Origin of the sequence: Candidatus Ancaeobacter aquaticus (genome assembly GCA_030765405.1) — a bacterium.
Lineage (GTDB): Bacteria > Auribacterota > Ancaeobacteria > Ancaeobacterales > Ancaeobacteraceae > Ancaeobacter > Ancaeobacter aquaticus.
This window is the reverse complement of record JAVCCP010000045.1, coordinates 16,894-40,428: the sequence shown is the minus strand read 5'-3', so window position 1 is coordinate 40,428 and position 23,535 is coordinate 16,894. Positions and strand designations below refer to the sequence as shown.

The 23,535-nt window shown below is 38.8% G+C and carries 9 protein-coding genes; 1 reads left to right on the top strand and 8 read right to left on the bottom strand.

Annotation, left to right across the window (positions count from 1 at the left end; all coding sequences use genetic code 11):
• Positions 1-354: 354 nt before the first annotated feature.
• Positions 355-2,718, top strand: coding sequence for a hypothetical protein (locus tag P9M13_05720; GenBank protein MDP8262784.1), 2,364 nt, complete (start codon positions 355-357; stop codon positions 2,716-2,718).
• 222 nt (positions 2,719-2,940) lie between these two features.
• Here P9M13_05720 and P9M13_05715 read toward each other — a convergent pair whose 3' ends face one another.
• From P9M13_05715 to P9M13_05680, 8 genes are all read right to left on the bottom strand, one after another.
• Positions 2,941-12,681: a glycosyltransferase gene (locus P9M13_05715; GenBank protein MDP8262783.1), complete on the bottom strand. Its 9,741-nt coding sequence runs from the start codon at positions 12,679-12,681 to the stop codon at positions 2,941-2,943.
• Positions 12,682-12,695: 14 nt separating this feature from the next.
• Positions 12,696-18,089 carry a phosphodiester glycosidase family protein gene (locus P9M13_05710; GenBank protein MDP8262782.1) on the bottom strand — a complete coding sequence of 1,798 codons (5,394 nt, stop codon included), beginning with the start codon at positions 18,087-18,089 and terminating at the stop codon, positions 12,696-12,698.
• Positions 18,090-18,302: 213 nt separating this feature from the next.
• Entirely contained in the window at positions 18,303-19,112 is an 810-nt protein-coding gene (locus P9M13_05705; GenBank protein MDP8262781.1) for an aspartate dehydrogenase, read from the bottom strand.
• Positions 19,113-19,137: 25 nt separating this feature from the next.
• Complete coding sequence (gene nadA / locus P9M13_05700; GenBank protein MDP8262780.1) at positions 19,138-20,064, bottom strand: quinolinate synthase NadA; 927 nt, start codon at positions 20,062-20,064, stop codon at positions 19,138-19,140.
• Between the two features lie 2 nt (positions 20,065-20,066).
• Complete coding sequence (gene panC, locus P9M13_05695) at positions 20,067-20,921, bottom strand: pantoate--beta-alanine ligase (protein ID MDP8262779.1); 855 nt, start codon at positions 20,919-20,921, stop codon at positions 20,067-20,069.
• A gap of 68 nt (positions 20,922-20,989) precedes the next feature.
• Positions 20,990-21,787 carry a 3-methyl-2-oxobutanoate hydroxymethyltransferase gene (panB, locus tag P9M13_05690; protein MDP8262778.1) on the bottom strand — a complete coding sequence of 266 codons (798 nt, stop codon included), beginning with the start codon at positions 21,785-21,787 and terminating at the stop codon, positions 20,990-20,992.
• Entirely contained in the window at positions 21,780-22,310 is a 531-nt protein-coding gene (folK, locus tag P9M13_05685; GenBank protein ID MDP8262777.1) for a 2-amino-4-hydroxy-6-hydroxymethyldihydropteridine diphosphokinase, read from the bottom strand. The genes panB and folK overlap by 8 nt, the downstream gene beginning before the upstream one ends.
• Before the next feature lie 18 nt (positions 22,311-22,328).
• Entirely contained in the window at positions 22,329-23,510 is a 1,182-nt protein-coding gene (locus P9M13_05680) for an LL-diaminopimelate aminotransferase (GenBank protein MDP8262776.1), read from the bottom strand.
• Between the last annotated feature and the right edge of the window lie 25 nt (positions 23,511-23,535).

Sequence of the window (23,535 nt, the reverse complement as noted above, 5' to 3'; positions counted from 1 at the left end):
TATAAACCATTTAGTTGAACACAATTATACATGAAAGATTCGCACTTGTCAAGCCCCCCCCCACTTTTTTCAGCTTTGAAGAATCAAGGGGATTTTTTGCGTATTTCTTTGCAGGGATAAGAGTTCGAGATTCAGAGACAAAAAGGTAGTACAATATAAATGGTAGCTGCTACCATTTATAGAGTTAAAGTGTTTCAAAATGCCACAAATATGCCATAATGAAGCATAATATGCTCATTTTTATGTAGTTTTCAAGGATGTAAAGTTGGCACGATATATGCTGTTATAAAAGTGGATGTTATAAAGAGTATGATGTATAATTAAAGTTCAAGACAAGAGGAAAATGGAGAATTTATGAAAACAAAATATGGATTGCGCATACTGATATTGTTATTATTTCTTATGTTTGTTCATTTCTGTGCATATATTGCCGTGGCATCTTCTATTCATGGGGAGAGTTCTGCCCTCAGAGCAAAATTGCAGGAAAGGCAGAAATATCTTAAGGAATGTGAAGAGGTAGAAAAGAAAATTATTTTGGTGAGGCGCAATGGCGTGCAATTCAACGATTGGGAGGAATGGATGATTCCTAAGTTGACGATTGAGGAGGATGAAAGCTGGAAGATTCCTAAGTTGGCGATTGAGGGGGCGCTGGATGCAAAAGGGAATAAGAAGATGTATCAATATAAAGATGAAGATGCAAAAGTGGGGAGTTTTGGGTTTGAGGAGCTGGTTTTGAATTACCAAGATGCTAGGGGCAGACTGGAGCGCTTTATTATCGCTGCCGAGGGACCACGAGATGAAAAGACTGGAAAACTAATAGATCCGTACGGCGGAGGGGTAGGCGAGATGAGGCGTATCCATGATCATAATATCAAGAAGTTAGAACAGGCTGAGGAAATGGAAAGTTACTATGCGGATGAATTGCCACTCGCAAAAGACCGGGCATGGAGAGCGAAAAACAGGTACGATGAGCTCATAAGAGGATACAAGCATTACACAAACGTGGCACATAGTAGTGGTAATATAACAGTTTCGGAAATGCGGATACTGATACAAGTATATAAGCCCTTCTTAGGGGAAAGTATAAAACTACTAGAAAAGTTGGTAGAAAATAAAAATAATGAGCAAATCTTACCAGCGTGGAAAATATATCAGCCCTTAATTAAAGAAGCCGGTAAGGTATTGCACAATGCACAGAAAGATGAAGGCGTTTATAGTGCTGCATATTCCAACGCAATAAAAGAAACTAAAAACTATAAGAAAATGACCGATTACAAAGATTTTTTTTTAGACAACCTCGCGGGGCGGGTGGCAATTGCGCGCGCTAGAATGGCTTCCATTAGCGAATTTATAGAAGAGCAAAAAAATGAAATCATTGCTTTGAATAAAACGTTAACAAATGCGAAAGATAAAATAATAGCCTTAGACGTAGAGATTGCTGACATTAGGAAAAGGGAAGCCGACAATATTCTTCCGGAAGTCGTTGCGGTTTTTGAGGGACAACCGTATGAGGGACCACCGGCAGATACAGCGTCATATCCAACAGAAGTTACAGCATCAGTTTCTCAATCAGTTACTGCTCCGTCAGGCACATGGAAACTTATCACGGAGCTTACCCCTAAAGGTTATAAATCGAAAATGACATGGATACCGCCGGCAGATACTTTAGCGAATACCATTGCACCCGCTCCAACAGATGACACAACGGCAGTCATTACGACAAATTCACCAGTAGTCGAACAGTCAGATGCTCCAACAGTTACGTCGTCAGTCGCGCCGGTAGCCAAAAAATCCTATGAAAGAGTGAATAAGGAGGCTTCAAATGGCGAGGCCGATAGAGGCGTGCAGTTGGAGGCATCTTCCGCTGATACAAACGCCGCCGGAACAAAAGAGGCATCAAGCGATCAATTGAAGGCGACCGCAGAAGAGGCAGAAAAGCGGAAAGCAGATAAAGAAAAGGTAACAGAAACCTATTCAGAAAAGGACAATGTGGATAAATCGTGGATAGGCAAAGCTAAGTCCACAACCAAGGTTGTTGACGGGATAGCAGTTCTAACCGGCGATATAAAGTATAACGAAGACGGAAATAAAACCGTGTACAACGAGAAACATTTAAAAGACGAACAATTAATAAAGAGTGTTACGAAGGCAAATATAGAGTGCGACAAAGACGGCAAAGAAATAAACTGGGCAGAGGTGGTAACAGAGGTTAAGGATGGTGCGCCCAAACAGAGCCTTAACATCGTAAAAGACGGTAAAAGTATCGGTGATACAGCCGGTACTAATACAGGCGGTAAGGCCATGGAAGAAATAAAAAAAGCGGTATCATCCGGCACGAAGATGCCCGATGCCGTAGCCAAGGTGATGACTAAAGAGAAGACCGATGATGTGTGCCATGCCGTAATCATAAGTAAAGAGATGCAGGCAAAAAGAGTAAAGACTTCGAGGAGCGAGGCTTCTACCGGTAAAAAGTTAAGAGCCAGAGAGAAAGCGATCGAGAAAGGTTCATCTGCAATTAAACTAAAGGTCGGTCGGCAGAGATCGGCTCAGGATACGGCCGCAAAAAACAAGAAAGCCAGAAGAGTCAGGAGGGGCATAGAGCAAAGTACCAGGAAGAGAGCCCTGATGCTCAAGAAACGAAAGGATACGGAAGGGACAGTAAGAAATCTGGGCAACCAAGGAACTGAAGAACTCCCCAATGTCGAGCCCAATATTTAAGAAAGTTAAGATATAATGTTAGTAGTGGTTTCTCTTTCTTTTTTTGCTTCTTTTTTTTCGTAACTACTCAGGTGCCCTATGTAGTGTTGCCATAAAGGGTTTGCCGGCAATGGCGTTGGAAAGAACTCCAATGGGATTGACAGAGTTCTTTTTTGCAGTTGATATATAGCTACGGATACGACAATATAAATGGTAGCAGCTACCATTTAGCTACCATTTATATTATGCCTGATGTTTAAGCATTCGATACGCTCTATCAGCATCATTTATGGATGGCGGTCCAAGATCAATCACATTTAAAAGTTCAACATCGCCGTTTTTCAATTGCTGAGCTATCTCATGTAATCCAATCTTTTTAATTATTGCTATATCAGTAATTCTGAGCGTACCATCTCTATCTGTAACAAGTAGTAATGCTAAATCTTTTAACGCAACCCACTCCGTATAGTCTGATAAGTATTCATCGGATACGAGCAAGGTTATACGCTTCCACTGGCCGGTTTCTATCTTCTCATCAACATACTCTTTTACACGATCTGATAATTCTTCTCTTGCCCCGCCTATAATCGTTATCCCGTTCATATTTCCTAATGTATACAAAATCTCGGTTTTATATAAATTCCCATCTGCTACACCAACAACGATCTCAACACCTCTTTTGGCAACTTTACGAATTACATTCATTTGAGAATCAAATGATTCCAGATTTATACCTGACGCATCAAAAACGATCCCGATCTTTTCATTCCACTCTATCCCTCTGGTGCACGCTACCAACATTTTATTTAACGTATCTGCCTCAAGCGCTGATCGAGGAACGCCGTATTCCTTATTCCTTTCATCATCGTAATCTTGTTTTTGTGTTTTCAAGGCACTAATAGCAGCACTTTTTATTCCCAAATAGCGAAGGCTATCTTCATCTAAGTTGACAAGTCCAGAATACATCATTGAAAGAACTGAATGAGGATCAGCGATTATTATATCTATCATTTCCATAACACCATTTACGCCATTTGCCGGTATCTTGAGCGCCAACCTATTAAGGAGAAGTGCATTAATAAGCTTATCGTTGTCGCTGATCAATACCCTGTTTATGATTTCCTTAATTTTCCGTGATGACTCTATTGCATCTATATCAGTGTTTTTATTGAGGTATATCTTTAACAGCGCGATTTTTAGAGCGCGTATTTTTTTCAACGCTAACTGTTTCTTCTGCACATTATCTTGTTTGGACACTGCTAGAATAGCACTAGTCAGATAATCACTGATAAGATTGACGTCATTCATACGCAGAATAAATTTCACCGCCGGTATGCTATCAACACTATAGACCGATCCCTGTTCGTATTTCTTTCCAATATCATGCAGGCCTTGCGTATCAGCCCTTTTTAACGCCAGTATGCTTATTTCGGATTCTTTCTTTATTGCCCCTTTATATTCAAAGTGTTTTAACACATTCTCCCAAACAGGCAAGGCCTCTCTAAATGACCCCGTTGTGAACAACTCTTTAAAGCCGTAATGATCAGCAACAAGAAGGGCTGACCTCATCATAAGTTTTGCATATCCTTTTCCTTGATGTTTCGGGAATATTTTAATCATTTGCAGTGTAGGATAATAGATATACTCTCCATTATCCTCTATTGATTTAACCAGAACTGTTGCATATCCGGCTTCTTCTCCATTAACATACAGTCTTATGTTTTTTATTGTATCTTCTAATAATATCCTTATATGATTATTCTCCTTATCATACCCTTCATACAAAATGACATTAACCACATTATATATCTTGCCGGTGTCAACCTCCCCGCCAACAATATTCTTTAAGGATGTGTTTTCGATAAGCGTCTCACAAATAGTGTTCCCGGCCGATGTCTTCCTGAATGCTTCAAGCAATGAGAGCAATTTCTGCTTTAGTCTCTCTTTAACTCCTTCAGTTTTCATGCTTCTTAAAACCGTTTCATATGCTCTTATTGATTCAGTGTATTTTTCCGCCTCATAGAGACTTATACAGCTCATAAATCCATTTAAAGAGTCCAATGAGTGTAGATCTACGGTAGGAGCATCTTTTAATGCCGCTATTTTCTGTTTTAATTTTATTTTCACAGTATTGATCTTATCTCTACCGGAAAGCATTTTTCGAGAAAGTGCTTTTTCCTCTTTGTAGAGCTCAGATCCTTCTTCAAATGTTTTTTTAACACTGCTATATATATTTTTAGGAAGGTTCTTGGTCCTAAGAAAAGCTTTGATTGTTTTCTTTGCGGCCATGGATATTCTTGGCAATTTTAGTTTATATACTTTCCTTAAGAAAACTGCCCCAACAACATATCCATCCTCATAGAGTGCTTGCGATTCAAAAAGTTTTTCTACATATTTAACAGTACTTATGTCTATGAGAGACGGCTCTTCTTGAGCTACAACTATCATAAATCGTATTGCCTCTCTATATATATCAGGCAAGTAATCTTCACTTTCCAATATTGCTTTTATACTATCTATCATTTGCGGCTGAATATATTCTGGATGAGTTGATACTATCTCATTCAGGAGCGCAAACAATATACTTGTCGTTTTACTACTTTCTACATTGTTAGCCAGAAGTCTTTCCAAAATAGCATTCATAACATCAATGCCAACTAGATCAGATCGCGTGCTCCAAATAGTCCCAAGTACGCGTGCAACACTTTCATATACTTCACCGCCAAGATCTTTACGTAGGATCAGGACAAGACCGCTAACCATATCATCGTTAATATTCTGAGCGTCACGTGAAGCGATAATATAGTACAGATTTGCGCATTCAAAGTAAGCCAAAGTCCCCAAATATTCAATGTCGATAATCTTGCTAACAGCATGAGCGATTTCTTCGTCTATGAACCTGTTTTCTTGATTCTCCGTTAGTATATTTCGTAAGTCCTTGAGAATTTGTTCTTCCGATTTCTCCAGATCTCGCATAATTTGGTGAATTATCTGTATATTTTTTATAGTATGAGTTAACGCCTTATCATTTTCCCCGGACATCTCTCTTGCAAGCGCGCGTATGAGATAATGATAATCAAGTGGATCCTTGAGAGCTATGGCATTGGCCTCTTCTGTTAATTGAATAGCATGGCTTTTATCACCTATTTCAATTAAGAGAGCATTATTGCTATAGGATATTTTCATTTTTTTAGATAGTATTAGGTATTCGAGTATTTCATGAAATTGTACGAGAGGATTAGACGCAAGTGTTTTGTAGAGAGCGATAACAGATTTTTCAGGACCAGCAAAACCGAAGAGATCATCAACAAGTTCAGAATAGGTCACAATTTTTGGGGGAGATGTTTCATACATCTCTATAATCTCATTAAGCATATCTTTATACGGGACATCATTATCGATATTCTCCGATATCTTTATCTTAAACACCTTCATATCTATGGCTGCATGCGCTGTTAGATCAATATCTCTCTCATCTCCTTTGTGATCAATTACAACTGCTCGCTCGTTAGAGACATCTTTTACATAGGCGCGTTTGCCGATTTGCCCGTTTATGTCATCACCAAAATCAAATAGTAACTGCCCGGTTGCGGCAAGAGTACTCGGAAATAATTCCGCAAGCGATTTCTTGGGAGCATTATAATACCCTTGAGTCGGGGTCTTATTTTTCAATTTGATCCACTCCAGCAAATGGTGAAGAATATTCCCCTCGCTATCAACAGGCCATATCGGCATGTCTTTAAGCACCATAGTATCTACGGACATTTTACCAAACAACTTCCCTTCTCTAGTCTTTTTTGCATCCCTATAATATCTACCCTTTGCAGCCCAAATCAAAGGAGAGTCCGATCCCTTAACCTTATGCGGTCCCGCTACTCCCGTAAGATATTTTTTCTGACTAACTCCGTTTTGACGTGCTGAACGCTTAAGAGACGTAACCCATCTTTGTGTTCCCGCTTCTTCCCCGACACCTCTGGCATATGAAAGTATAAATTCTTCTATTTTTTTTAAAGAACGGTATTTCGTATAAACATCCACAATCTCATTAAATTCTTTTAGTTCATGGTCAGCAACATACGGAACCGAATCTAAAAACAAATTATGTGATTTCATCCACCTAGGTATTGTTACCCCCAATATCTTATCTTTGTCCATATCATCATTTATCCCGTAGCGTTTGAGGAGAGTTCTCGCGTCCTTTTTTGTATATATTTTTGTGAATCCCTCACCATCAGCAAGTTTACCAGACGGGGTGGAAACTTCTTCGGGTGGTTTGGCTTCTGCTATGATCATAACTTCACGGATAAGGCTTTGAAAATATTTCATTCCAGCAGTTTTCATTCCATGCATTAAACTGCAACCGGGCACAATTCCTTGCAAATACTTTTCGACCTCCTTGCCAACATGTTCAGCTGGTTGCCTCATTATTACGCTTAAAGGAACCCATTGGGGATTAGTCAATTCTTTTGTTTTGGCAACCATTGGATCTTCTGAATCATCTATATACACCATGTAATTAAGCAAAATACCTTCATGATCACCTCTGAAATGACTTACTCTTCCACTCAAATCAGCAATAGTTATTTTTATTTTCGTTTCTTCTCTTAATTCACGCACAGCAGCTCCTGGTATTGATTCTCTCTTTCCATCAGGATCCAAATCATCTTTCGATATTATGCCTAAATTAGTTAATTCCTGAATTTGTTCAGGTATCTCTATATCAAAATCTATAGGATGATCAACTGCACCTACTGGTGTTACAAAAAAGCCGTGTTTATCTTTCGCTCCTTCAGGATTTCTCTGCGCTAATAATAAACACCACTCCCCATTAATTTTTCTTAGTACTAAAACACCTGCTGCAGAAATTTTATCTTTTTCTGTCTGTAATTTTTTCCATTCTTTATATTGAGAATCCCACTTGATTTGTCCCGATTTGTATCCCTCACGTAACATTGAACGTAACTCAGATGCACTAAGATTATTTATTTTGGTAACAGGTGTTTGATCAAGTTTGCCTTCAGTAAATTTCGCCCTGCCCTCCGCAATTTCACGGCTGGCTTGGGCAAGCATTTCATTACCATCAATTACATTTGTTTCGGGTTTAAGCTCCACAGTTTGTCTGTCCTTGAACAACTGCACCTTAACACCATCTTGTCCAATCACAAGAAATCCCCCAGATACAGACGCTTGCTCCTCTTCAGATATGCCCCAATCAATCCCACAAATCCTGCCTTTAAAAACCTTTGCCACTTTTTCCGGGACTTTCTTATCCTCCTGTACGGAATGCCCATATACTATTCTTAAGGCCCCTAATTGCCGCAGGAGATTATCAACCGCCTTATCATTAACCCATTCCGGTTTAACTTCCTCCTTCGAAAACACCTTTCTAGTTTCCCCCGGTTCAATCTTCCCGGGCATGAATAATTTCTCAAACCACCAATGTTGGCTGACTAAGTCATTTGATATAAACTGTGGGCTGGAAATAAACTCAACAATATCAGAATGATCTCTTAAATCCTCTTTATCCTTTAGAGCTTCTTGAATTTTTTCGAGTTTTTTCTGATACTCACTTAATGCTTCAAACCCTTCCTTGCCATTGTAGGTAAACAGTAAATTACCATCTTGATCTATAGGACCAACGGATGCATGTATATAAAATGTGAGGTTTTCATCGATATGATAGAGCTTAAGATTTTTCAACATCCACATTGCTTCTTCCTGCAATCGCTTATTGTCCCTGATATCGTCTCTGTTCTTTTTTATCTTTTTCATCAACTGCGATTTTAACTTTGATACTTTTTCTTTACCTTCTAAATCGCAAGCTTTCCAGTAATCTAATACGAGATTATGTAAATTTTTCCCTATCTCCCCTATATCTCCACCTAATTCTTCAATTACCTTTCCTCCACCTGTAAAAATCCACTGTTCAAATACAGAAAAACTCACTCCAGGAATAGCACTCTTAACATCTTTACCTAAAATTGCGGTAATAAACATGGGTTCATGGTTGCCCATTAATGCTACCGCTTTATCCGCCTCCACAAGTCCCCTAACTCTTCTCATTACCTTTAAGCCATCAGGATCCCTATTTATATAATCTCCCATAAAAACAACCTGTTCATCTCTTCGTTCCTGACTATAAATCTTTTGATATTTAAGAATCTTGTCTAGCTTCTTGTCATTACCATGGATATCACCTATGGCAGTAATGCTTGGAAGATTTCCTTTATTATACTTTTCAATAAACATTTGTAAGCGTTCGAGGAAATTATCCGGAGTAGGAATAGGAATTTCTGTTTTAACGCCTGCTTCAGCCAACTCAGCGACCACAATCAAAGCAGTCTGTTTGGAACGAGGATTGGCCGCACTCTCTCTTTCAATAACTTTACCGTTTATCCTCTTTACCACATCCCGGCTATTGGCGAGCAGAAAGACCTCTTGGAGAGGGTCTTCCAAACGTCTGCTTTCTTCTATCGCTTTGGACTGCAGCTCCTCAATGGTATAACCCACACCTATGCTTTTGTCCCCCGTAAAGTCCATCATAACGACCTTACCGCTTTCCGTAATACCTATAAGATTCTGCGGATTTTTACCCCTAATAAGCCGTACTTGAAGACGGTTATTGACAATACGATATTCTCCTACATTCAGCTCACCCGGTCCTTCCTTCTCTTTATATCCGCGGGTAGCCAGGGCATTATCCTTTATCTTTTGCAGCGTATACTTTGCCAAATATGCCGTTAAATCAAGGTCCATATAACCGTCGTTTGCCAAAACATCACGCAACAAAGTCCTGTCAACAGGGTTCCTTTCACCGGGAAAATCAACAAAAAGCTCATCGTGTCCAATTGCATCCCCGTATTTATTCCGGCCTTCGACCACTTCTACAAATTGAGGAAGAAAAAACAGATGATACAGATCATCAAATTGGTTATACAGATTATTTTCCTCTAAACCTACGGGATTACCCTTATGAACAAGTCTTTGACCAAAAAACGCGGATTTAATCTTTGATGACTGATCACCTATTTCCCCTATCAAATAAACTTTGACTTCACCTTTATTTTTACCCGGCTGAAACCTCACCTCTTCACCTGTTTTACGTCCGTCATTCCATACAACGACCATTGTGTATTTACGCTCATAAACCGGTTCTCCGAGCCGATGTAAAAGCCTGCGGGTGCTGCCATCGTAAATAACAAACCAGTCATTATTTAAAAAATTACCGTAAGAATAAGTGCATACATTTTCATGTCTTTGATCTTTTTCAATAGGCCTGACCATTACCTCTATACTTTCAGCTATATCTTGGAAATTGACTTCGACCCCGTCAAGCGTGGGTACATTTCTCCGATCCCATACAAACCTTCCCACTCCCTTATCATGAAACTTCACTAACACTTCAACCTCTTTAGGATCATACACATCAATTACAATGGGAAAATCACTTCGCATCACTTGCGTTTTACTATCTACTTCCTCCGCTGTTTTCGCCTTATCAAGTTTTGTTTTTTCTTCAGTAAGTTTTGCTTCTTTCTCAACTTTGGCTGGCGTTTTTTTCGGCTTTTTGACTGTTCCTTTCAACGGTTCTTTAGGTCTTCCCGGTCCTCTACCTTTCCTCCTCTCCGCTTTAGTTACCGGAGACAAAACCATCCTGTCTTTTCCTTCATACATGACAAATAAAACCGGCTTGCCGTTATCATCCGAAATCGGATTTTTGAGCATATTAATTGCTTCTTCCATTTCATAAGCTTTAGCTCCGATAAGTCCGGTGATTTTCTTTACATCACCAGCCTCCAACTGTTCTATCATCTTTGGATATTCATCCATGACATGCATGATGTCGTGCGCAAAATTCGCCCTGATCTTTGCAATATCTGCGGGCTTTTGTTCAACTGACATCACCCACTCTTTCCATTGATCGATATAGAAATATAATATTGCCTGTAGTTGTATTTTTAGCCATTCATCCAGAGTTGAATCGAATTTCATCATATCCCTGTATTGATGGAGGGCAAAGATCATAAGACGGTTCTGATAGGGATCACTTTCCGCAAACAGCCGCTTCAGCACGATTAAAGGATCACTGATTTTGGAAAATTCTACGGCATATTCGCGTATCCTTTCATTTTCGTTAAGGATTTCATTTTCTCTTGTAGGGGCAAAGCTGTCCAACAGTCCGTCACTTATCCCTTTAAAAACCCCTATAAACATAAAGTCATCGTGGCCAATCAAGTTTTTCAAATAGCTTCGAACGCGTTCCGTGTCAGGATTAAAAAAGTTTTTGAGAGTTGTTTCAGGTGTAGCGATTTCTCTCCCGATTGGACCCCGGTGATAATATTTTTGCGACAAGAGCAGGTAATTTTTCCAGATCAGATACTGCGAGCGAAAATTGACTGCGCTTTCAAATTGCGGATGGGCGAGATAAATATCCGATATCAACGCCTTTTTCAAACCCGTCTTCCAATAGGAATATCCTATATCCCCTTCATCGGCAAAAGTATGAAAGCGCGTGTCGAATCCGCCGCTTAACCGGATCATATCCGAACGAACCAATTGCGCTGTTCCCAGCATTGTGGGTTCTTTATAATAGAGGTTACTTGTCCCTGAAACAAGACCTCTCCCGTCTCTAACCAAAAGACTGTTTGCATAATTTTCCGCTTTTATCCGGGCTGTTTCTCTGCTGGTTCCCGTCAATACTCCCGTTTCAGCAAGAGTTTCAACATCCTTGTCGTCTTTGTACACGTACAGGCTCGGCTGAACTGCGCCTATTTCATCCCTGTCTTTAACAATATCCAGCATCTTCTCAAGACAATCTTTCTCGATCATAGCATCATTGTTTATGTAAAAAATATAATCACTTTCTCGTTTCAGGGCCTCCCGCGAGGCCTGGTTGTTCCCGCCCGTATAACCAAGATTTACTTTATTTGAAATCAATTTGACATGATCCGCAGGCCTACCAAGTTTCTTTGCAAGGTCTGCTTCCGTATAATGGCCGGAAAAATTATCCGGAGAATTGTTGTCAACAATAATAACATCGAAATTCTTATAGGTCTGAAGGCTGAGATTTTTTAAAAGCCGCAGTGTATCATCAGGTTTCCGTCCATAATGCAAAATAACAAATGAAACCCTTGGCTCCTCACTGGACCTGTAATAAGACCTTTCATGCGCCAGGAACCACTGGATGTCCTCGCTCAGATACCGCAAAGCATCTTCATCGCGGGGATCGGTCAGTTCTATCCTTTCCCTCATGACCTTTGCCACGGCAGGATCCTTTTTCTCCAGCCTTTCAATGCCGTCTTCGATCATTAAATACAAAGGCTCTTCTACCCCAGCTTCGCCATGTTCTCTTGCAGCAAATAACCTATAGTCATCAACCAAAACATCAAATGCCCCTACCTCAACTTGATCCAGGTCAATCTGTGCATAAGCAATTTTGGAAAGGGTTGTAACCCTGTCCATTAATTCAAGCCGGTAGGCTCTTTCCTGTACAATTGGGATGTCTTTTGCTTTCAGTTGTATTTCCGGGATTGGTCTGGCATTTTGAGGGTCTTTGAAAAATGTAAGATACATTGCTTTGTCGCCTAAAATAACAGGAAGGGAGGCTATCCCTTTTTCATCATCAAACCGCAGATGACCGTCAACCTTAAAGAAATCACCTAGAAACTCCTCTAACTCAGGTGGAAGTGCTGGAAATTTCTTTTCTTTAAAAATGCTTTCTCGTGTTTTTTCGTCCTTTAAAAATTCATCGAGGGCCGTAGATTTGATAACAAGTTCTTGTCCGCCATTAGTGTATTTTTCAAGGTATTTTAGAAGAGATTTTGTAGCGAGTTTTTCTCTTTCAATCTGTGGTCTATGGTCTGTGGTCTGTAGTCTGTAGTCTGGGCTTGCCCAGGCGATATTCTGACACAGAAACACCATCGTTACCGCAAGCGCGATAACTTTGACAAACCCATTATTGCGAACGAAACAAAACAATCTCATCTTCACACCCCCACCTATAAACTGCCCTCAAGCAAAGCATTCGCTTTATACATTTCATCCATTTTTTCTTTAATCGATTCGGGATGCTCTATTGCGCTGCTTGCAATATCTTTTAGGGTATCATTAGGATCAATCCCTTCTTCCGCAAGTCTTATTGCAAGGTTTATAGATTCTTTTAACATTTCCGGCTTACCTTCTAACGCCTTTGCAGTTGCTGGTATTCCATAGTAGAGGGTCTGCCAAGGATCAATCCCTTTTTCTGCAAGTCTTATTGCAAGGTTTATAGATTCTTTTAACATTTCCGGCTTACCTTTTAACGCCTCCGCACTTTTTAAAATACCCTGGTAGATGATTCGTGAAGTAGCAAAGGGATCAACCCCTTTTTCTGCAAGTGTAACTACTAGTTTTTCTAATTGTACAAGTCCTTCTTTAAAATCGTTTGTGTCAGTAAAAACACCTGCAATGGCTGGAACAGCATAGTCAAGGGTATATCTAGCCTCAATGTTTTTTTCCATAAGTCTTATTGCAAGGTTTATAGATTCTTTTAACATTTCCGGCTTACCTTTTAACGCCTCCGCAGTTGCTGGAATACCATCCTTGTAGATATAAATGATATTACCCCTTGATTTTTTAAATGCAACTACCAGTTTTTCTAATTGTACAAGTCCTTCTTTAAAATCGTTTGTGTCAGTAAAAACACCTGCAATGGCTGGAACACCATATATGAGGGTAGCATGGGCACCTCTAGGTGTAACCCCTCTTCCTGCAAGTCTTATTGCAAGATTTATAATTTCTTTAACTAAATCCGGAGAATTTTTATACGCCTTCACAGTATTTTTAATATCTTTTTTGGTCCACATACCTTTGCTTAATACTACTAATAGCTTTCCCATCTCGTCTACGGACATAGTTTTCATTGTCCACTCATTCCTAAGTCCAACACCTTTTTCATAAACATATTTAGTTAGATGAGAATAAACAACATTAATAGCCTTGTTAAATTCTTTGTCCGAAATATGACCACGGCTTCTTCTAAGGAGTTCAACCATAGATTTCATATCTTCATCACCTAAAGGCGCGTCGTTTATCTCCATAATATAAAGAACATCTAACATCCTCGTTAATCCATCTTTTGCTAAACTACCTTTTACTTCAACTGCAGGTTCAATATATAACTTAATAAAACACTTCCTTAATGTCTCATTCGTCCGAGAATCACCAACGGACTTTTTTATCTTTTTTATCCTTTCATTATATTTTATTAGTTCATCTATTCCTTCTAATTTGATTAGTCTTACAGGTATAGCCAACTCTTCTTCTTCAAGAAATCGGTTTTCTGCAAACGAAAGCAATTTATCTAATGTATTATCATCGCCTCCCTCCTTGAGCCAGCTAAGAATAAAATCAAGCCGTCCTTCCCGTCCCACTTTTTTAAACAGATTTTGTAGGCCTGTGTCACTACACATCTCTCCTCCGGCCTTAACCTTCATCACAAAAGACTTGGCAAGTGAAGTCGCCTCGAATCTCACCAATCCTTTTACAACCGTACTCTTATATTCATCATAGTTCTCTTTCCCATATGTGCTAAAATATCCGTCACCTGTTTTATCCAGTTCATAAAATTGTTTAAAAAGAATATCATACGCAGAAGAGGTTCCTAATCTTCCTATTGCCCTTACCGCATTAATTGATTCCAGACTACCGACAGGTGTCATGCGCTCTTCCCAATACGCTAACATTATTTTCTTGTCATTATCGTTTAACTCACTCGTAAGAAACTTGCCTGTTTGAGAAAATGTCTGCCAGTCAACAACGTCCGGGACATCTTTATGGATTTCATCATATATATCTTGTATCTCATCCGCATAATCAATATTCCTTCCCAGCTCAAGAAAAGATACCGCAAGCATACGATTTCCACCTTTTTCAGCAGGGTTTAATATCATCTCACACAGAATCCTAGCGGCAAAACTTATATCGCCTTCTTTCTTAGGAATTTCTTTATCTTTATAAATATCGGTAAACCTTTTTATAATCCATTTATACATTTTATCCTCATCGTCACCGGCTTTAAAGATTTCACTAAAAAAGCGTGCGGCAATCCATGGCTGTGCAAATGCAAAGATTTGTGTTATATCACCTCCATATTTATCTTCTTTTAAAATCTTTTTTAACAGCCTATAACCATGCGTAGGAGATAATTTAAGAAATAAAATGTCACTCACCTGCCGAAATTCTTTTCCATCTAAATAATTCTCTATTATTTTTATAATTTTCTCTTCGCCTGCCATACCAAACTGCCGGTCACTTGACAATGATTTTGGTAAAGCCTTTTTAAGCAGTTCTCCTGTTTTCTTTATGTCTTCAACACTGTTAAGATATTCGCTAAAGTCACCCATTTTAGATAGTAATTGTTCGTAAAAAGATATGCCAAGTTTCCAATCACTAAGCTTCACTCCTTCATCTCCCAGCGTTTTTTTCAGAACTTTACCCACAAGCTCTTCTCCTTTTGGAATTTTATCGTTAATAAGCATTTCCCATAATATTTCACCTGCCGGCGTCTTTTCTCCATCTGCTTTCGTAGTTGCCATATCTATTACATCTAAAATATCTATAACCCATTTAATAGATTGTTCGTCCCCTACACGGAACATCCTCTTAAGCCATCCCTGCTTGTGCATTTGTACAGCCTGCACAAGAAAATATGCGCCAAAAGCAGGGTCAACATTTTTTACGAGTAACGCCGCGTTATATGGCCACATATCATCACCTTTCAAAAACTCAACAATTATCTTAAATTCTTCAGGATCTGTGCCAATAAACAGAAGCACCGCTGCTTCTTTACATTTATCTTCGTCAAGGAGAAATTTGATCCGATCAACAAGCGGTTTGTCTAAAAGTTTTTTAACATCAATCTGAAGAACTCCGGGAGAATAAACAGTCATATCTCTTGTACCGGCTGTTTCTGGTTCTTCAAGCTTGTCTTTATCAACATTAACAGCGATTTTCGCAATCTTGATCCCGCTGATTTCTTCTCTCATGGACTCCGTCATGGACTCCGTTATCTCTTCCGTCAGCATCAACTGCCGTTTATTACCCGCGATACCGACTCCCCAATTTAATTGCCCGGCTATTCCTTCTACAGCTTCAATTGAAAACTTATCCGATAAAAATCCGTCATAATCATCAGCATCAGACATAAAATCACGGCATTGCTTTAAAATATGGAATAAGAGTGTTCTGGTTCTGGACATACCTCTTTTTTGTGCAGAATCTTTTTCTGCACGGTTCGTTGCCAAAATCATCTTCCAAACACCAGCTGATATCAAACCTGTCCTGCCCAGGATTTTAGCCGTATAAGCCAAATTAAATTGTTCTTTTCCTGCACTCACTAAATATCCCAATGCCTGATAGGCTTGATTAAAAGGTAACTCGCTTTCTTCAACGACCATTACTTCCCTTACATCGCTTTCGGGTAATTTTAAAAAACGCTTATTTAGATCTTCTATTGTGATCTTATCTCTCAACTGGAACTTTGTCCTGCCGGTTTTAGACGCGATTTCCGCAATGCTATTGACAAAATTACGGAAAGCCCCGTTATCCAAATGGATTAACCTGTCTCCGCTGTCCCACACCTCAGGCATTGTCTTTGATATATTTTTCAATGTTTCCAGGGTGAACACATCCATCAATTTATCGCGCATTCTTTCCAAATCTCCGCGAGACCTTAAGGAAACAGGCGGTAAAAGACATTCAGCGATTGATTTTACTTCGATTGATTTTACTTCAAGAGGTTTATGTTCAAGCAATAGTGGCTGTTTTTTAAGCTCTTTTCCCTTAGTTTTAGTAAGTTTTGCTTTTTTCTCTGCTTTTTCAAGCTCTACAAGCTCTTGGACAGGTTCTTTCTTCCTGGCAATAAAAAGTGCTGAGGTTTTTCCTTTTCGTCTATTGGTCGCTTTTACAGGAACTAGCCAACGTCCATTTGCAAATATTTTGGCATTCATCCCGTGATCCAACAGCATGGCCTGTTTCATACCCAGTTGAGCTGCAAGTTGGGCACTTTCAATAATGGTAGTACCTTTTATACCAGATAGACCTTCAACGCCAGCAACCACAAGTCTGTTTTCTTTACCAACAGGCACAATACCCACAATCGTACGCGGATAAGGTCCCTTCTTGAAAAAGATGTGTAATCTCTTCCTGCCAATATAAAAATCACCTTCTTGTTTAATCTCTTTCAGCTTAGGTTTCTCTACATAACCTATCTCCTCAAGACCCTTGCTCAAAAGTTCTGGTTCTACATCAATATACTCATCGCCATCACTAAAACTAACTTTTACTTTTAATGGAAGAGAAACAGGGAAGTTCCAGGCATCCTTTGCCAACTGATAGTTGTTTTCAGAAAGTTGCAATATTCCAAAGAAAAGTTCTGGCTTGCTTACCATTTCTCTTCCTTTTTGCACTTCAGCTTTTATTCCAGATAATTCATTCGCTGTGATTTTTGGGGTTTTATACACGTGTCGGAGATCTTGAAACTGCGGAACAATTTCTTTCATATCTCTTCGGGGAACGCCTTGGCCATCTAAAAGGAATTGGCCAAATGTAGCATATGCAACTTCGTCTGTTATATCAGCACCATCTAATGCAACATGTATCGTACCTTTTACTTCACTATACGAAACCTCCCCCATTCTAATCTCCCCACTTTTCATTATTACTAAGGAAGTGTGAGAACTAGAAAGAACTTTTTGCTTGTCTTTTTCTTTCTCTCTATTGCTACTTACATTTTCCGTAAAATAGAATAGATCCCCATTAATATATGCAACAAATCCACGGTTCGAAAAAAGGCTGCAGTTATCTATATATGCTACAACTTTAAGATCTGGATATTGGTTTTTAAAAACTTCTATAGCATCTTCATCTGTCCAAACATGCTCTCGAATTTTATCCGGATCAGTTAAAACAACACCTTCTCCAATATTAAGCAGCAAAGTCTCCGTAGTCCTATTCAGAGAATACGACCCTTGTAAATCACTTTTTGCAATAAGATGAACTCCATAAATATTAGGATCTATCTCAACGACTGCTACTTTTGTCCTGCCAAATTCAAAATCCATCTCTATCTCAGACACTCTCAATAAATCTTCTTCGGCAAAATCAGGTTGAGTAACCTTTTTTTCTGATTCTTCAGATGCTTTGCTGGGTTTTTCTTCCTCAACAGTTTTTCTATGTCCCTTTAGCTCTTCACATATTTTTCTAAACTTCTCAAATTTTTTATTGCCAGAAGTAGGAGCAAGAGTATATGAATTCGCACAAGCGATGTTTTGGCAAAGGAAGGATATTGTTACCGCAAGGGCGATTGTTTTAATTGTAGTTGAATAGAATAATGTTTTACTAAAACTATTCATTAATACCTCTTAGTTTTTAGATACAAAGACATTTTCTTTTCTCACATTGGTATTATAAACTATAAAATTGGTTTTGTCAAGGGGTTGGGGTGCTTTTTTCGATTGGTGCAACAAGCTCTCACGACTGCCCTTGTTTCTGTGAAAAAGCTGGTTCCCTAAACTATATATTGTATGTGGTGGAGTCAACTACATAAGTATAAAAACAAATGTCATTTAAGATCCTATATGACAAGTACTTACTATATCCTCAAGCTTAGCCATTACCGATAAAACTGCTAAATAGCTTGTTTTGGGGTTTTCTGGGCTGGGAAGATTATCTGTTATTGTTCTAATTTCACCGCATGAGCCTTTAATTATGACTTCATGTGAATTAGTGGTAATGTGAGGACCAGATATTATTGTTACATCGGTTTTATCAAGGCCTATACCCGCATAGCCCAGTGTACAGGCTACATTAACATTTTTAGGAAAACCTTTAATCGCTTCTGTCGCTGTGCCGCTAAAAATAACTGTTTCTTGTTCTAATGAATCAAGATTAATTCCCTGTTCGATTAAATATGGCGCGCCAAGAAGCCCTTTAGGGGGTTTTCTTGTTATTATCTCGACAGAATCTATTCCACCGATCTTTGCCGCTTTTAATGCGTCTAACCCCGCAATAGCGCCACTCACTACATGTATCTGAGCGCCACTATGTTCTGCCATATCAATAAGATCTTCATTCCCAAGAATTCCCCCACTGCTAACGAGAATAAGTGTTTTCTTTCGTGAAATTACTTGATGCAGAATATCACGCACCACAGCCATATGCGCCGCTTCAATAATAATATCGCATTCATCAATAAGTTTATCCTGAAGGAGTATGAGCGGGTTTAATTTGAGGGAGTGAGTAAGTTTATCAATTCTATCTTTTTCTGTATCACATAAAGCTTTAAGACATGCTTTCCCTGTAAGCTTATCTTCAATATAACGAGCAACACCTGAGCCAATATTACCACACCCAATTATCCCGATATTCTTAATCATTGCAAAAACCTTATAAGAAGTGGTTTTACACTACCTCGAGCATTCGTTCCAATGTCTTTTTAGCTTTTGATAGAACCGGCTCTTTTACCGTTACTTTATACTGCATATTCTTCAAAGATCTGGCAAGCCATCCAAGGGTTGTTAACTTCATGTTCGCACATAATAGATGTTGTGACGGCGAATAGAATTTCTTATTCGGACTGTCTTGCCGCAACTTATACAGAACCCCTACTTCCGTACCAATAATAAATTCGTTACACTTAGATTCTCTGGCATATTTTAAAATCCCGCTTGTACTCGCTATATGGTTAGCAAGCTGCAATACTTCAATCCGGCATTCAGGATGAGCAAGAAACTCTGCTTGTGGATGTCGATGTTTTGCCCGTTTAACATCCTCTTCAGTTAATATTTTATGGCTTATACAGTAGCCGTCCCAGAGAATTATTTCCTTATCAGAGTGACTTGCAACATACACTGCCAAGTTTCTATCTGGAACAAAAATAACTTTATCGGATTTGAGTGAATTCACTACTTTAATTGCGTTTGAAGATGTAGCGGTGATATCGCTTTCAGCTTTTATATGAGCTGAAGTGTTCACATAACAGACAACCGGTACTCCGGGATGTTTCTTCTTGAGTTCCTTTAACTTATCTACCGTAATCATATCGGCAAGCGGGCATCCTGCTTCTTTAACCGGCAAAAGCACGGTTTTATCAGGATTTAAGATCGCCGCGCATTCAGCCATAAAATGGACACCGCAAAATACAATAGTTTTATTCTTTACCGTAACAGCCCTTCGTGACAATTCAAGTGAATCCCCTATATAATCAGCAATTTCCTGTATTTCATCCCTCTGATAGTTATGCGCCAATATAACAGCATCTTGCTCTTTTTTCAGCTCACGTATCTCCGCGACGAGTTTTTCTTTATATGCAGTTTCATTAAATTTCATTTTCAAGCACCTTTTCTACACTTCATTATTATGTTATCAATTAATCTAACCTTCCCTACCCACACAGCGACTGCGCATACTATATCACTATTTTTCTCGATTTTGTCAGATAAATTATCTTTTTTTACAATTTTCACATAATCGATCTTATGAATGCCGATACTCTTCATCTTCTTACACATATAGTTTTCTGCGGTTGCTACGTTTGCTTCTTGAGCATACTTTTCTATTCCTTCCTTAATGATCATATTTATTTTAGCTGCTTTCTTTCGCTGTTCGGCAGTCAAGTAGGCATTACGTGAACTAAGTGCCAGCCCATCTTTTTCTCTTACCGTAGGAACCATAACTACTTTAATCGGATACTGCAAATCACGAACCATACGTTCAACAACTTTATATTGCTGATAATCTTTCTGCCCGAAATAAACAATATCCGGCCGTACAGAGTTAAATAACTTCGCAAGAACGGTTGTTACACCCTCAAAATGTTCTTTTCTATTTTTTCCACACAGACCTACTGAGAGAACATCTTCATTTACATATGTTGAATGAGTATCAGAGTAAAAATCATCTTCTTTAGGATTGAAAACAATATCTACTTTTTGTGCTCTACACGTAAGCAAATCATTATTAATATTTCTCGGATATCGAGAATAATCTTCACGTGGACCAAACTGAAGTTTGTTAACATAAATACTTACAATAACGATATCAGCAGTTTTTCGTGCTTTTCTTATTAATGCTGAGTGTCCGGCATGTAACGCACCCATGGTTGCCACAAAGGCTATTTTTTTACCTCTGCGTTTGAGTTTCGTTATTTCTTTATGTATATGTAAAGTGTTGCCAATAACTTTCATATTTTTCCTATATAATGAAAAAGCGCAAAATGATAATTTTGCGCACTTACAATATGTATTATTATTTTCTAGTAACTGTGTTTACTGTCTGGATACGTCCCCTTCTTGCATTCACCAATAAATTTTGTTACCCCTCGTGTCATCTCACCTGATATATCTGCGTATTTTTTTACAAATTTCGGTGTCTGCCCATTTGTGAGTCCCAGAATATCATGCGTAACAAGTATTTGTCCGTCACATTCTTTCCCTGCCCCTATACCTATTACTGGTATCGATACAGATTGGGTGACTTTTTTTGTAAGAACAGCAGGGATACATTCTACGACAAGAGCAAATGCACCTGCTTTTTCGAGTGCTACAGCATCCTTAATAATTTTTTGCGCGGAAACAGAATCTTTTCCCTGAATTTTATACCCGCCCGTGCGGAGCGATTCCTGCGGTTTAAGCCCGATATGCCCTAAAACAGGGATACCTGCACCAACAATAGCCATTACTTTCTCACATACTTCTTTCCCACCTTCAAGCTTTACAGCTTCAGCCATTCCCTCCTTGATAAATCTACCGGCGTTTCGTACAGATTCTTCAACATTGATATGATAGGACATAAATGGCATATCACCTACAAGGAGTGCATTTTGAACGCCACGTGAAACTACCTTTGTATAATGAACCATCTCATCAAGCGTCACAGGAAGCGTATTTTTATACCCCAAGAGCACGTTCCCTAATGAATCTCCGACAAGAATAATGTCAATCCCTGCTTGATCAAGTATCCTTGCAGTAATAGAATCATATGCAGTAAGCGCAATGATCTTTTCTTTTTTCTCTTTTTTAACTTTAAGCACTGTGGTTGTTACTTTAGATATCAATCTTGTCCTCCATTATTCTTATCTCATACCGTGCATCTTCACCTTCTAAATTATCCAAAAGTTCCTGCGGCGTCATATTATGTTTGGGTATTTTCATATTAGCATTAATCTCATCAAGAGGTATCAATATAAATTTTCTCTTGTGGAGCTCGCTATGTGGAATGCATAAAGACTCACTTCCTAACACCCTGTTTTCCCATACAAGTATGTCTATATCTATTGGTCGTGAAACCTTTTCCGCACTCTTTTTTCTCCCCATAGTTGTTTCAATCTCTTGAAGTATGAATAGAAGCTCAAAACAAGCCAAATCAGTTTCAATTGCCACTATACAATTAATAAACCAATCATCACTTTTCATATCAACCGGTTCGGTTTCATAGAGTGATGATACCTCAAGCACATTTATTCTCGGTATTTTACGAATAAGCTCTACGGCCTTACGTATAAGAGAAACTCTGTCCCCCATATTTGAGCCAAGACCTATATATACAATTTCTTTATCAAGAAAATCTGTTAGCATATGGTATATAGTATAGTGTTACTTCCATTCATCATGCATTTTTTTTATTCTCTGTACTGCTTCTACAAGTCGTTCTTTAGGCATAGTAAGAGTCATTCGGATATAACCTTCACCGTATTTACCAAAACCATTTCCAGGTGTAACAACAATATTTGCTTTCTCAAGCAACAATTTTGATAATTCACTTGATGTGTAACCCGGAGGAACATTTACCCATATATAAAATGCGGCTTGCGGTTTCTTTACATGCCATCCAAGTGATTCCAAACCGTCTGCAAGAACATCACGCCTTTCCTGATAAATATCTATCAGTTCTTTTCTAAATTCCTGAGGCCCGCGTAACGCTTCAATTGCTGAAACCTGAATAGGCATGAATATGCCCGAATCAAGATTAGCCTTAACTTTACTGAGACCCGCAATAATATCTTTATTTCCTACTGCAAAACCGACTCTCCACCCTGTCATATTATATGTTTTTGATAACGAATGAAACTCTATTCCCACATCTTTTGCCCCCTCAGCTTCAAGAAAAGAAGGTGGATTATAGCCGTCAAAAGCAATTTCTGAATACGCGCCATCGTGACAAACAATAATATTATTCTCTTGGGCAAATGCCACGACTTTATCGAAAAAGCTTTTTTCACATACCGCAGCCGTTGGATTATTCGGATAATTTAAAAACATCATTTTTGCGCGATGCGCAATTTGAAGATCGATTGCATCAAAATCCGGCAAAAAGTTATTTTTTTCCATTAACGGCATATAATATATCTCGGCACCAGCGAATATTGATCCTGACTGATACACTGGATATGCAGGATCAGGAACTAAAACAACATCGTGATTATTCACAAACGCAAGCGGTATATGCGCTATACCCTCTTTTGAACCAATAAGTGGAAGCACTTCCGTCTTAGGATCTAGCGTAACGTTAAAACGTTCCTTATACCATTTTGCAATCTCTTCCCTGAGCTCAATCATTCCGTAATCAGTTGCATATTTATGATGCTTCGGGTCTTTCGTTGCTTCAGTCAGAGTATCTATGATATGTTGGGGCGTAGCGTGATCAGGATCACCGACACCAAGATCAATAATATCTTTACCCTGCTCTTCCAATGCTCTTTTCATCCTCGTAATTTCAGCAAAAAGATATGGTGGCAATCTCTTTATTCTGTTTGAAAGTTCTATTTTCATACTCATATATCCTCCTTCATATTCTCTTTAA

Bases quoted from the DNA above. Each gene is read 5' to 3' on its own strand.
- P9M13_05720 (MDP8262784.1), top strand. From the start codon at position 355: ATGAAAACAAAATATGGATTGCGCATACTGATATTGTTATTATTTCTT.
- P9M13_05680 (MDP8262776.1), bottom strand. From the start codon at position 23,510: ATGAGTATGAAAATAGAACTTTCAAACAGAATAAAGAGATTGCCACCA.
- folK (MDP8262777.1), bottom strand. From the start codon at position 22,310: ATGCTAACAGATTTTCTTGATAAAGAAATTGTATATATAGGTCTTGGC.
- nadA (MDP8262780.1), bottom strand. From the start codon at position 20,064: ATGAAATTTAATGAAACTGCATATAAAGAAAAACTCGTCGCGGAGATA.
- panC (MDP8262779.1), bottom strand. From the start codon at position 20,921: ATGAAAGTTATTGGCAACACTTTACATATACATAAAGAAATAACGAAA.
- P9M13_05705 (MDP8262781.1), bottom strand. From the start codon at position 19,112: ATGATTAAGAATATCGGGATAATTGGGTGTGGTAATATTGGCTCAGGT.
- P9M13_05715 (MDP8262783.1), bottom strand. From the start codon at position 12,681: ATGAGATTGTTTTGTTTCGTTCGCAATAATGGGTTTGTCAAAGTTATC.
- P9M13_05710 (MDP8262782.1), bottom strand. From the start codon at position 18,089: ATGAATAGTTTTAGTAAAACATTATTCTATTCAACTACAATTAAAACA.